We start from the raw sequence: 12,030 nt of genomic DNA, 5'->3' as shown, positions 1-12,030 counted from the left end.
GCTGTTAGAAGGGGAGACCCGGCATACCGCCGAGACCCTGGGCGAGCGGGCCCAGCTTCTCCTGCTGGAGCTGCTGCGCGTTCTCGTTCGCCGCGTGGACGGCGGCGACGACGAGGTCCGCGAGGGTCTCCGTGTCCTCCGGGTCGACGGCCTTCGGGTCGATGACAAGGGCACGCAGTTCGCCGGAGCCGTTGACGGTCGCCTTCACAAGGCCACCGCCCGCCTGGCCCTCGACCTCGGTCGCCGCCAGCTCCTCCTGCGCCTGTGCGAGGTCCTGCTGCATCTTCTGGGCCTGCTGGAGCAGCTGCTGCATATCGGGCTGACCACCACCGGGAATCACGGTCACTCCTGGCATTCGACGACGATGTACCTGTAAGCCGAGCCTACGTGGTCACCGAGCACCTCGCCCCACCCGAGGGTGCCAACTCTTTCGAGTGAAGCCTCCCGGCTCCTCCACCTGATCAACACCCTCGCGTAGGGGTAAATACCGGGATTTCGGGCACGCGGCCCGCCATTCGGCGGTAGGAATGTATGCGCGTCACCAGGCGCGTCACCAGGCGCGTCACCATGCGTGTCGCCACGCGCATCACCCTGTGCCACCACGTGCGTCACCACGCGTCGTGCGATGGCCACCGAGGCATTTCCGTCACCCAGAGTCACAGCAGACCCCAGAGGAGCGCCCAGGTGAGCCAGCCGGAGATGCAGCCCGGAGGCACCGCCCGGGAGGACCGGGTCACCCCGTCCGACACCCCGTCCGACGCCCCCTCCGAGGCCACGCACGGTGACGCCGCGTACGGAGAAGGAGCCGGCGACGGCGGCCCGCCGCACGGCGATCTGACCGGAGGCCCGTTCCCGCTCGGGGACTGGGGGGAGCCGGCGGAACAGCTCGACGAGCTGTACCAGTGGGTGGAGCTGGGGGCGCTGCACACAGTCGAGTGGTATCTGTCCGACCGCTTACGCAAACGGCGCGTCGCGCGCGTCCTGCGCGTCGCCACGGCCCTCGGGGTGACCGCGGGCGCCGCGCTGCCGCTGCTCGATCTGACCGGGGCGCTGCCCGGCGCGGCGGGCTGGGGATATCTCTCGCTGCTGCTGGGCGCGGCGTGTCTGGGGTGCGACCGGTACCTCGGGCTGACGTCCGGGTGGATGCGCGCGGTCGCGACCGCCCAGGCGGTGCAACGCAGATTGCAGACGCTGCAGTTCGACTGGGCGTCGGAGTGCGTACGGGAGGTTCTCGGCCCGACCGAGGGCACGGCGAGCGAGGCGGCGGAGCGGTGCCTCGGGGTGCTGCGGAGGTTCACGGAGGACGTGACGGAGCTGGTACGGGCGGAGACGGCGGACTGGATGGTCGAGTTCCGCTCCGGCCCGGCGCCCCTGGTGATGCAGTCGATGCCGATGGGCGGGGCGCGGGGTGACGGCTCCCTGCCGGCCCCTGGCCGCTTCCCCCTCCCCCCGGGCTCCCGCCCGAACATGCCCAGGCAACGACCGCCGGAGCAGCCGCGCTAGGCCCTGGCCGGTCGGACAGCATCTGGTTCTTGGGCCCTCCTGCGCAGAAGGGGGCCGGCGCGGATCGCGTCGGCCCCCTTCCTTTCCTTCTCAGCTGCCGACCGCTTCGGTCAGCTGAAGACGATCATCGAGCCCTGGCCGAGGCTCCTCGTGGCCGCCGCGTGCAGGCCCAGCCAGACGTGGCGTTCCCTGGCGAACGGGCTGTCGTCGTACGGGATCGAGGTCGCCGGTTCCTCCAGGGACGTGGGGCGCTCGGGCGGGGTCGGGGCGGCCGGGGGGTTGGCCGCGTCGATGCCGATCGACGCGGCGACGAATTCCAGCTCACGCAGCAGGCCCTGCGTGGAGCCCAGCGGGCCACCGCCCGCGAGGAGTTCCTCGTTCGAGAGGGGCGCGGCGAAGTCCACCGGGACGTACGCGCCCGCGTGGTCGTAGTGCCAGACCAGATGCGACTGCTGGGCCGTCGACTCGAACATCTCCAGCAACTGTTCGTAGTCACCGCCCAGTTCGCCGACCGGCGTCACCGCCAGGCCGCAGAGCTGGAGCAGATACACCCGCCGCAGGAAGTGCAGCGCGTCGTAGTCGAAGCCGGCGACCGGGGCGACGTCCCCCGAAAGGCCTGGCATATAGGCGAAGACAGGAACGGACGGCAGCCCGGCGTCGCCGAGCGCCTTGTCATAAACGGCGATCTCTTCGGCGAAGGGATTGTCGGGGCTGTGGCACAGCACATCGACGAGGGGGACCAACCACAGGTCACAGGCCAAGGGAGGCTCGCTCTCCAACGGGGTTCGTACGCGTGCGCGCGATGGTCGCGATGGTCGGGACAGCGTAGTGCGGCGGGCACGTTCAGCGAAGAGCCCGGTCAGCCACCACCGGCGAGTCCCGTCGTCCGGCATCGGCGAATCGAGTCATCCGGCAGCGGCCGATCCCGTCATCCTGAACCTCCCGCGGCAGGCGGCAGGTCCCAGATCCATACCCCGCCGATCCGCTTCCCCGGGCGCCCGAGCAGCTTCTCCAGCGTCTCGTACAGCGCCGCGTCATTGGCCTGCGGCGCGAGCACCACCACACCCGCCTTCCAGAAGGCGAGGTCGTAGCTCGCCTGCGCCTTCCAGTCGTCGCCGAGCGTCGGGACCTGGCCGCTGTAGCGGACATCGCGCAGGAGGTTCGAGGTGTAGCGGGCCGGGGCACCGTAGATGCCTCTGCGGTCCTCGCCCCATGGCCCGTTGAAATAGCCGCCGGGCACGGAGAAGCCGAGGCCGGTCGCGGACTGCCAGTGCAGCGCCTCCGCGCCGCCCGGGTCGGGCAGCGGTACGGGCACGAGGGTCTCGCCCTCGGAGACGTACGAGCGGTACATCCCCTCGGCGATGAACGGCGGTACGTCCACGCGGTCCCGTACCGGCAGCGGTGTCGGCAGGATCGGGAGCAGGGCCGCGGCCACCGCCGCGAGTCCGACGATCCGGTGCGTACGCCGCGATACGTCCCCGAGCCGGTCGCCGAGCCGGTCCACCGCCAGCGCCACCAGCGCGCCCAGCGCCGGCGCGCAGATCATCGCGACCCGGGACTCGATGACCGACTCGAAGAGCGGCTGATGGGCGAGCGCCCGCCAAGGGCCGGGCAGCACCACGTCCGTGAACGGGATACGGACCTTCGGACCCAGCGACAGGAGCGCCGCCGCGACCGCCGTGAACGCCAGTGCCCTGACCACGGCGAGCCGCCACAGCCACACCACGATCCCGAAGGCGAGGGCGATCAACGGCCAGCCGTAGAAGGCGTTCTGCTCGGTGCGGTTCATCGCGAGCGCGTCGGCCGTCGTCTCGTCGCCGAGGAGCGCGCGCCCGGAGAACTCCAGGAAGGCGAGCGGGCTGTTCCCGGCGCTGTCGCCGTGCAGCACGCTGTGGTAGCTCTGCGGGCCGAAGAACTGCCAGTACAGCGGGAACGCCAGCAGCGGCAGACAGACTTGCACCGCGAATCCGAGCCCGCGCAGCAGCGGCCCCAGCGCCGCCCGCGCCACATCGCGGCGCACGACCGCGTACGCGAGCGCGAAGAGCAGCATCCCCATCGCGGCGAGCAGCAGCGGCTCCTCGCCCAGGAAGATCTGGTACGTCGCGAAGAGGCCGAGCAGCACCCCGTCCCGTGCGACCCGGCGCCCCTGGTCCGCCGACTTGTCCGTCCCCTTGTCCGCCGCCCCGTCCGGCGCCTTTTCCACCACCGCAGCCGCGCTCGCGCACAGCCGCAGCGCCCGGTCGATGATCACCGGAATCATGAAGAGGACAAGGAAGTTGGGGTGCGCGTTGGCGTGCGACATCATCGGCGGCGCGAACGCGGCGAGGGCCGCGCCGAGGGCGGCCGCCCAGCGGTTCCTGACGAGCCGGCGCGCGAACAGCCAGTACCAGGCGACCGCCGTCGCCGTCAGACCGAGGGTGAGGACGAGCGCCCAGGTGACGGTCGGGCCGAAGGCGAGCGTGACGGGCGTGAGGGGTACGGAGAGCCCGAGCATGACGGTGTTCGCCATCAGGTTCACGCCGTCGGGGAAGTTCTGGAGGGTGGTGAAGAGCGGATTGCGCAGATGCACGACGTTGTCGGCGGTGACCCTGAAGAACCACTCCCACTGGTTCTGGTCCGACCCCGCGTCGGCGAGATACGTGTGGTCGAGGTCCGCCCACAGGCCCTTGTAGAGGAAGAACGAGGCGAGGAGGAAGAGCCCGGCCACCGCGAGATCCGTACGCCGGCCCCGGTGGAGCCGCTGAGCCCACTGGGCTCCCCGTGTCCCCCGCGTCCCCAGCGTCCCCCGCGCCCTGAGCCGTACCAGCTCCAGCAGCACCTTGCCGTAATCCAGCGGCCGTACCTTGGACCCCGGCTGGTGCGACCAGCGCACCGGGACTTCCGTCACCGGCCAGCCCGACCGCCGGAAGAACCGCAGTATCTCGACGTCGATGCCCCAGCCGTCCAGCCGGGAGTCGGCGAAGGCGGCCCGCGCCTGCTCGCCGTCGAACAGCTTGAAGCCGCACTGGGTGTCGCTGATGCCGTGGACCGCGACGAGCTGTATCAGCCGGTTGCCGAGGCGGCCGAGCCACTCGCGCAGCGCCAGCTGCCGCACCTCGATCCGCGCGTCGGGATGGGCGCGGGAGCCGATCGCCGCGCCGCCACCGTCGGCCGTGAGCTGTTTGTCGAGCCGGTCCAGCTCGTCGATGGGTGTCGCGAGGTCGGCGTCCGTCACCAGCACGCGCCGGCCGTACGAGGCCAGGACGCCCTGGCGCAGCGCATGCCCCTTGCCGCGGTTGCCCTTGCTCGTCACCACGTGGATACGCGGCTCGTCGGCCGCGGCCGCCGCGGCGATCCCCGCTGTGCCGTCCGACGAACCGTCGTCGACGACGATCAGCTCCCACTCGCCCCAGCGGTCCGGATCCGCGCGCAGATGGGCGCAGATGGCGTCCAGGGTGGGGCGCAGCCGCCGCTCCTCGTTGTACGCCGGTACGACGACGGTCAGATCGACGCTCACCGCGTCCTCGCCCAGGCCCGCTCTCGCCGCGTCCGTCCTCACCGCTGCGAACGCTCCAGCCGGTCCGCCCACTCCAGCGAATGGTCGTCGTACTCCCCGATCACGGCACGCGCCGCCGCCGCGTCGCCGAGGGTGAGGGCGTCGACCACGCGCTCATGTCCGCTCCACAGCCACTTCCCGCCCTCGGTGTCCTCGCGCAGGAAGGGTACGGAGAACACCCAGGCCTGGACGCGCAGCCGGTGCAGGAAGTCCGCGACGTAGCGGTTGGCCACCAGGGCGCCGAACTCGCGCCAGAACCGCAGGTCGTAGCCGATGAGTACGTTCAGATCCCCGCCCCTGGCGGCACGCGCGGACTCCTCGGCCCTGCGGCGTACGGACACCAGCGCCGCGCCGTGCGCCCGGCCCGCGAGGTGTTCGCCCTCCAGCTTGCGGAAGACGCTGTCCACGATCAACGAGCGTGCCTCGACCATGTCGCGGAAGTCGGCGATGGAGAACTGGTGGACCCGGAAGCCGCGGTGCTGGTCGGAGTCGAGCAGGTCCTGTGCGGAGAGGTCGACCAGCGCCTCCCTGACGGGGGTCGCGGAGACTCCGTACTGCTCGGCGATCTGTTTGACCGTGAACTCCTGCCCCGGCAGTAAACGCCCTGCGAGCACTTCGTCACGGAGCGCGTCCGCGATCTGCTGCCGCAGAGTATTGCGGGTCACGGCTCCGCTGGCGGGCATGGTCTTCGGTCCCCTCGTCAGGCTTCCGACACCTTAAGGCAGCGGATGGGACGAGGTGGGACGGACCGGGCCGGGTGGCACCGGGCCCGGTCCGCGAACTCCGCCCTACGCGGTGTGCTCGTCCGCGACCGACAGCGCCGCGTCCAGGATCGCCAGCCCCTCCTTCGCCTCCGCCTCGGTGATGTTGCAGGCCGGGACCGCGTGCGTACGGTTCATGTTCACGAAGGGCCAGAGGCCGCTCTTCTTGCAGGCGGCGGCGAAGGCGGCCATGGGGGCGTTCGCCTCACCCGACGCGTTGTACGGCACCAGCGGCTCGCGGGTCTCCTGGTCCCTGACCAGGTCGAGGGCCCAGAACACGCCCGTACCGCGGACCTCACCCACCGACCGGTGACGGGCCGCCAGCTCGCGCAGCCCCGGGCCGAGGACCGTCTCGCCGATGTGCGCGGCGTTCTCGACGACCTTCTCGTCCGCCATCACCTGGAGCGTGGCGATGGCCGCCGCACAGGCCAACGGGTGGCCGGAATAGGTGAGTCCGCCGGGGTAGGGGCGGGTGGCGAAGGTGTCGGCGATGGCCGCGGAGATGGCGACGCCACCGAGCGGGACGTAACCGGAGTTGACGCCCTTGGCGAAGGTCAGCAGGTCGGGGACGACGTCGAAGTGTTCCGCCGCGAACCACTTGCCCGTACGGCCGAAGCCCGCCATCACCTCGTCGAGGACGAAGACGATGCCGTGCCGGTCGCAGATCTCCCGTACGCCCGCGAGATAGCCGGGCGGCGGGGTCATGATGCCGGCCGTGCCCGGGATCGTCTCCAGGATGATCGCGGCGATGGTCGCAGGGCCCTCGAAGGCGATGGTCGCTTCGAGGTGCTCCAGCGCGCGGGCGCACTCCTCCGCCTCCGTCGAGGCGTAGAACGGCGAGCGGTAGAGGAACGGCGCCCAGAAGTGCACGACCCCGGCCGATCCGTTGTCGGAGGCCCAGCGGCGCGGGTCACCGGTCAGATTGATCGCGGTGGAGGTGCCTCCGTGGTACGAGCGGTACGCGGAGAGCACCTTGGGGCGGCCGGTGTGCAGACGGGCCATGCGGATGGCGTTCTCGACGGCCTCGGCGCCGCCGTTGGTGAAGAAGATCTTGTCGAGGTCGCCGGGGGTGCGCTCGGCGATGAGGCGCGCGGCCTCGGACCGCACATCGATGGCGAAGGCGGGCGCGAAGGTGGTGAGGCGGCCGGCCTGCTCCTGGATGGCGGCGACGACGGTGGGGTGCTGATAGCCGATGTTGGTGAAGACGAGACCGCTGGTGAAGTCGAGGTAGCGGTTGCCGTCGTAGTCCCAGAAGTACGCACCCTCGGCGCCGGCGACGGCGAGCGGATCGATCAGGCCCTGGGCGGACCAGGAGTGGAACACGTGCGCGCGGTCTGCGGCCTTCACGGCTGCGCCGGCCTGCGGGTCGACAAGAGGGTTCATGCGGCCCAGGTTAGGAGGCGCAGGTGGGGGGCGGTATGGCCACGCTGTATGGAGTGAGGCACTTTGCTGGGCATGGTGTCGACGCGAGGGTGTCGACGCGAGGGTGTCGACGCACCGGTGTCGACGCGCCGCTGTCGACGCCCACGTATGTCCGGGAGGGCGCCGGACGGCTCAGGGCGCCGGGGCCGTCGTACGGAACCTCGCCCGGTACGTCGAAGGCGTCACGCCCAGCCGCCGCAGGAACACCCGCCGCAGCGACTCGTCACTGCCCAGACCGCTGCGCCCGGCCGCGCCCGTCACGCTCTCCCCCGCCTCCAGCAGCGCCTGCGCCGCCTCCAGCCGTACGGACTCGACGTACGCCGCCGGGGTGCTGCCGACCTGTTCGTTGAAGAGGCGGGTCAGATGGCGCGCGCTCAGCCCGCCCCGCCGGGCCAGCGCGGGCAGTGAGTGGTCGGCGGCCGGATCCGCCGTGACCTCCCGCAGCAGTCCGCGCAGCGCGTCGTGCTGCGGGCTCGGGGTGCGCGCGGCGACCGAGAACTGCGACTGGCCGCCCGGCCGTTGCAGGAAGACCACCAGGTCACGGGCGACTTCACGCGCAAGGTCCGCGCCCTCGTCGTCCTCGACCAGGGCGAGCGCGAGATCGATGCCCGCGGTGACTCCGGCCGAGGTGTACGTACGGCCGTCCCGTACGAAGATCGCGTCCGGGTCGACGGTCACCGCCGGAAAGCGCCGCGCCAGGACCGCCGCGTGCCGCCAGTGCGTGGTCGCGCGCCTGCCGTCCAGCAGCCCGGCGGCGGCCAGCGCGAAGGCCCCGGTGCAGACGGACGCGACGCGGGCGGACCGGCCGGCCAGACCGGTCACCGCGTCGAGCAGCCCGGCCGGCGGTGGGTGGTGCGGCAGGTCCTCCGAGCCCGGGACGACGAGCGTGTGCGTCCTGCCGACCTCGGCCACCGCCGCGTCGGCGTACAGCCGCGTGCCGGTGGAGGTGATGACGGGACCGCCGTCCGCCGAGCAGACCGTCTGGGCGTACGCGCCGCCGAGCCCCGCGGCCGTACCGAACACTTCCAGCGGCGCGGCGACATCCATCAGCCGAACGCCGTCGTACACGAGCACGGTGATGTCCTTGCGCTCTCTTCCCTGCATATGGCCACGCTAGCCCGGATCCATGGCCGTATGTGTGGGATGTACGTCCGGATGGACATGGCGAGGGCGGGGCGGCCGGGCGGAGAGTGGAGACACGCCCCTCGCGAAAGGAATCCCGCCATGCCCGAGCGCATCGCCGGTATCGAGATCCCCGACAGCAGCCTCGCCAAGGAAGCCACCGAGCTGGTGTGGGACACCACCGGGTCGCTGCTGTACGACCACTCCCGCCGGGTCTTCCTCTTCGGCTCGCTCCAGGGGCAGCGGCGCGGGCTGGCGTACGACCCCGAGCTGCTCTACATCGGCGCGATGTTCCACGACCTCGGCCTGACCGAGGACTACCGCGGCTCCCAGCAGCGCTTCGAGCTCGACGGCGCCGACGCGGCGAGGGATTTCCTGCTGCGCCACGGCCTGTCCCAGGAGAGCGCGCGCATCGTCTGGACCGCCATCGCGCTGCACACGACGCCGGAGATCCCGGCCCATATGGAGCCCGAGGTCGCGCTCGTCACGGCCGGGGTCGAGTTCGACGTCCTGGGGATGGGGCTGAACGACGTACCGTCGAAGACCAGGGAAGAGGTCGTCGCGGCCCATCCGCGGCCGGACTTCAAGCGGCGCATCCTGCAGGCGTTCACGGAGGGGATCGAGCACCGTCCTGACACGGCCTTCGGGAATGTGAAGGCGGATGTACTGGCGCGCTTCTCCCCGGGGTTCGTACGGACGGACTTCGTCGACGTGATCGAGAACTCGGCCTGGCCGGAGTGAGCTACGACGCCGTCGGTTTGCGGAGCAGGAGGCAGGCCTGCGGAACTCGCATACTCTCCGGCTCGCTGACCAGCGTGGCGTGCACCACGAACCCGGCTCGCGTTGCCAGTTCGGCGATGCGGTCGGGCGGGAGCAGGTAGACATCGAGGGACATCTCGTGGTCGCCGTATCCCTTCTCCTTGCGCCGCCGCTCGTCGCCGACGTGGAAGCCGAGAAGCAGGTGGCCTCCGGGAGCCAGCACCCGGTGGAACTCGGCGAACACCGCCGGCAGTACGTCCAGGGGCGTGTGAATGATGGAGTACCAGGCGACGATGCCGCCGAGTTCGCCGTCCGCCGGCCCCAGGGCCGTCATCGTCCCGATGTCGAACCGCAGGCCCGGGTGGTCCCGCCGGGCCACTTCGACCATCCTCGGCGACAGATCGACGCCGAACGCGGTCAGCCCGAGAGAGTGCAGATACGCCGTCACATGGCCGGGGCCGCACCCCACGTCGGCGACCGGGCCGCTGCCGGCGGCCCGCACGAGCTCGGCCAACGCGCCCAGCATCGCGCGCCCCAGAACGTCGGCCTCGAACGCGGGCGGCACGAGCGTGGCGTAGTCGACAGCGACGGTGTCGTACGAAGCCCGGGTTTCGCGCAGGTAGGACGGCTCAGTCACGCGGCAGACCCTACTCCCCGGAAGCGCTCGGACGGCGGGCCTCCCAACAGCCAGGAAGGCCGGGGGGCGGCCGGCCGGGTCATGCGAGATGATCCAGGGCGTCACAGTGGTGTAGCCCTCGGGAACCGGTTTGACGGACATGGCTGGCGGTTCCTTGGGCGCTCGGGTACGAGGAGAGGCCGCGCGGCCATGGAAAAGCTGGCAGCAGGAGATCCACAACGCATCGGCACCTACCAGCTGCTCGCGCGCCTCGGCGCGGGAGGAATGGGCCGGGTCTATCTGGCGCGCTCGGACCGGGGCCGTACGGTCGCGGTCAAGCTCGTACGCCAGGAGCTGGCCGAACAGGAGCAGTTCCGCAGCCGCTTCCGGCAGGAGGTCGCCGCCGCGCGACGGGTCGGCGGCTCGTGGACGGCGCCCGTCCTGGACGCCGACACGGAGGCGGCGGTGCCCTGGCTGGCGACGGGCTACGTGGCCGGGCCCTCCCTGCAGTCGGTCGTCTCGGGCGGCCACGGTCCGCTCCCGGAACGTTCCGTACGGATCCTCGCGTCCGGTCTCGCGCACGCGCTCCAGGACATCCACGCGGCCGGCCTCATCCACCGCGATCTCAAGCCGTCCAATGTGCTGGTGACGATCGACGGGCCGCGCGTCATCGACTTCGGCATAGCCCGCGCGCTGGAGACGGTCACCGACGGAGGTCTGACGCGGACCGGTGCGCTGGTCGGCTCGCCCGGCTTCATGGCGCCGGAACAGGTGCGCGGGGAACGGGTGACGGCCGCGTGCGACGTGTTCTGCCTGGGCTCGGTCCTGGCGTACGCGGCGACGGGCCGGCTGCCGTTCGGCGCGGCGGACACCGGGGCGCACGCGCTGATATTCCGGATCGCCCAGGAGGAACCGGACCTGTCCGGACTCCCCGAAGGGCTGGCCGAGTTGGTGCGGTGCTGCCTCCTCAAGGATCCGGCGGCGCGGCCGACCACGAAGGACATCCTGGCCCGGGTGGGCGAGGCGTCGGACTCGGGGGCGGGTCCTGGCGGGGAGCCCTGGCTGCCGGGCGGACTGCTGGCACAACTGGGCCAGCACGCGGTGCGGTTGCTGGAACACGAGGACCCGACGGGACAGCTGAGAACGGCGGGGGTGGCGGCGATCGAGCCGGGCCCGGCGGTGGCGGGGCCGGTGGTGGCGGGGCCGGCGGTGGCGGGGCCGGCGGTGCCAACCCCTGAGGCGGCAGGCCCGGCGGTCGCGGGCCCGGTCGGGTCGGCCCCCGAGGCGGCGCCCGCGCCGACGGGGGGCCAGGCCCCGGCCGCGACCCCGGCTCCTACCCCCACCCCTGCCGCTACCCCTCCCCCTGCCTCTGCCGCTGCCCCAACCCCCGCCCCGGCTCCTGCTCCTGCTCCTGCTCCTGCTCCTGCTGCGGCTCCCCTGCCGGGTCCGGCGCCCTTTCCGGTTCCCCTCCAGACTCCGGCGCTGCCTCCGGCATACGGCCAGGCACCGGTACCGCAGCCGTACGGCTATCCGCCGGCGGGATACGGCCCGACACCGCCGCACGGGCCGACACCGCCACCCGGCGCGTCCCCGCAGTACGGACCGTCCCCGCAGTACCACGCGCCCTTCGGCCCCACTCCCCCGTACGGCCCGGCGCCGGTCCCCCCGCCCCCGCAGCGCAACGCCCGCGGCACCATCGCCCTGATCGCCGTGGCAGTGATCGTCGCGATAGGCGCGGGCGGTTCGGTGTACGCGTTCATGGGCAGCGACGGCACGAAGGACGACAAGGGGACGGCGGTGACCGACACGACGACCCCGAAGCCCCCGGTCGACGCCCCGTCCGCCTCAACCACACCGTCCGGCGCCACATCCACGGCCGAGAAGGGCGACGTGCCCACGAAGTACCTGGGCACATGGACGGGCGGCGTCGACACCAGCTCGGGTTACAGCACCCGGCGACTCGTCATCGAGCAGGGCGAGGTGGGCGATACGGTCCTCTCCCTGACGGCGGACGGACCGGCCGGGGGCGGCGGCAGCTACCACTGCGTCTTCGAGGCCCCGTTGGCGTCCTCTCCCGTCTCCGACGCGCCGCTCAGCATCGGCCCCTCCGAGGTCACCACGGGCGAGCCCATGTCCTCCTGCACCCCGGGCACCCCGACGGAGCTGACGATCCTGTCCGACGGCAGCCTGCGCCGAGTGACCTCCAACGGTGAGTCCCTGACGTACACAAAGGAAGACTGACGCACAGACTGACGCGCAAAGGGAGACTGACGCGACCGCGCCCCGGCTGCCGTCAAGGCCGCCGGGGCGCG

The 12,030-nt window shown here is 71.7% G+C and carries 10 protein-coding genes; 3 read left to right on the top strand and 7 right to left on the bottom strand.

Annotated features, from left to right (window positions below):
• Positions 1-4 precede the first annotated feature (4 nt).
• Entirely contained in the window at positions 5-340 is a 336-nt protein-coding gene (locus ACZ6MZ_RS03105; RefSeq protein ID WP_384332645.1) for a YbaB/EbfC family nucleoid-associated protein, read from the bottom strand.
• A gap of 344 nt (positions 341-684) precedes the next feature.
• Between ACZ6MZ_RS03105 and ACZ6MZ_RS03100 the strand changes: the two genes are divergently transcribed.
• A complete protein-coding gene (locus tag ACZ6MZ_RS03100) occupies positions 685-1,503 on the top strand; it encodes an SLATT domain-containing protein (RefSeq protein ID WP_469349456.1) in 819 nt (272 codons plus the stop codon).
• 110 nt (positions 1,504-1,613) lie between these two features.
• On the opposite strand, the gene ACZ6MZ_RS03095 is transcribed toward ACZ6MZ_RS03100, so the two are convergent.
• The 5 genes from ACZ6MZ_RS03095 to ACZ6MZ_RS03075 form a co-directional block, all read right to left on the bottom strand.
• Entirely contained in the window at positions 1,614-2,264 is a 651-nt protein-coding gene (locus ACZ6MZ_RS03095) for a hypothetical protein (RefSeq protein ID WP_384191227.1), read from the bottom strand.
• 167 nt (positions 2,265-2,431) lie between these two features.
• Positions 2,432-5,041: a glycosyltransferase gene (locus tag ACZ6MZ_RS03090; RefSeq protein WP_469349454.1), complete on the bottom strand. Its 2,610-nt coding sequence runs from the start codon at positions 5,039-5,041 to the stop codon at positions 2,432-2,434.
• Positions 5,038-5,721 carry a GntR family transcriptional regulator gene (locus ACZ6MZ_RS03085; RefSeq protein WP_384191232.1) on the bottom strand — a complete coding sequence of 228 codons (684 nt, stop codon included), beginning with the start codon at positions 5,719-5,721 and terminating at the stop codon, positions 5,038-5,040. Before ACZ6MZ_RS03085 ends, ACZ6MZ_RS03090 begins: the two co-directional genes overlap by 4 nt.
• Positions 5,722-5,826: 105 nt before the next feature.
• Positions 5,827-7,182, bottom strand: a complete 1,356-nt coding sequence (locus tag ACZ6MZ_RS03080; protein ID WP_389789961.1) for an aspartate aminotransferase family protein — start codon at positions 7,180-7,182, stop codon at positions 5,827-5,829.
• A gap of 171 nt (positions 7,183-7,353) precedes the next feature.
• Complete coding sequence (locus ACZ6MZ_RS03075) at positions 7,354-8,325, bottom strand: GlxA family transcriptional regulator (protein WP_469349451.1); 972 nt, start codon at positions 8,323-8,325, stop codon at positions 7,354-7,356.
• A 120-nt stretch (positions 8,326-8,445) separates the two neighbouring features.
• Here ACZ6MZ_RS03075 and ACZ6MZ_RS03070 point away from each other — a divergent pair, with 120 nt between their 5' ends.
• Positions 8,446-9,084, top strand: coding sequence for an HD domain-containing protein (locus ACZ6MZ_RS03070; protein ID WP_469349449.1), 639 nt, complete (start codon positions 8,446-8,448; stop codon positions 9,082-9,084).
• Position 9,085: 1 nt separating this feature from the next.
• On the opposite strand, the gene ACZ6MZ_RS03065 is transcribed toward ACZ6MZ_RS03070, so the two are convergent.
• A complete protein-coding gene (locus ACZ6MZ_RS03065) occupies positions 9,086-9,739 on the bottom strand; it encodes a class I SAM-dependent DNA methyltransferase (protein WP_469349448.1) in 654 nt (217 codons plus the stop codon).
• A gap of 189 nt (positions 9,740-9,928) precedes the next feature.
• On the opposite strand from ACZ6MZ_RS03065, the gene ACZ6MZ_RS03060 reads away from it, so the two are divergent.
• Entirely contained in the window at positions 9,929-11,959 is a 2,031-nt protein-coding gene (locus ACZ6MZ_RS03060; RefSeq protein WP_469349446.1) for a serine/threonine-protein kinase, read from the top strand.
• Positions 11,960-12,030 lie beyond the last annotated feature (71 nt).

Source organism: Streptomyces sp. NPDC042201, from assembly GCF_055582185.1.
Note: the sequence above shows the minus strand (reverse complement) of the source record. Positions and strands in the feature narration are given on the sequence as shown.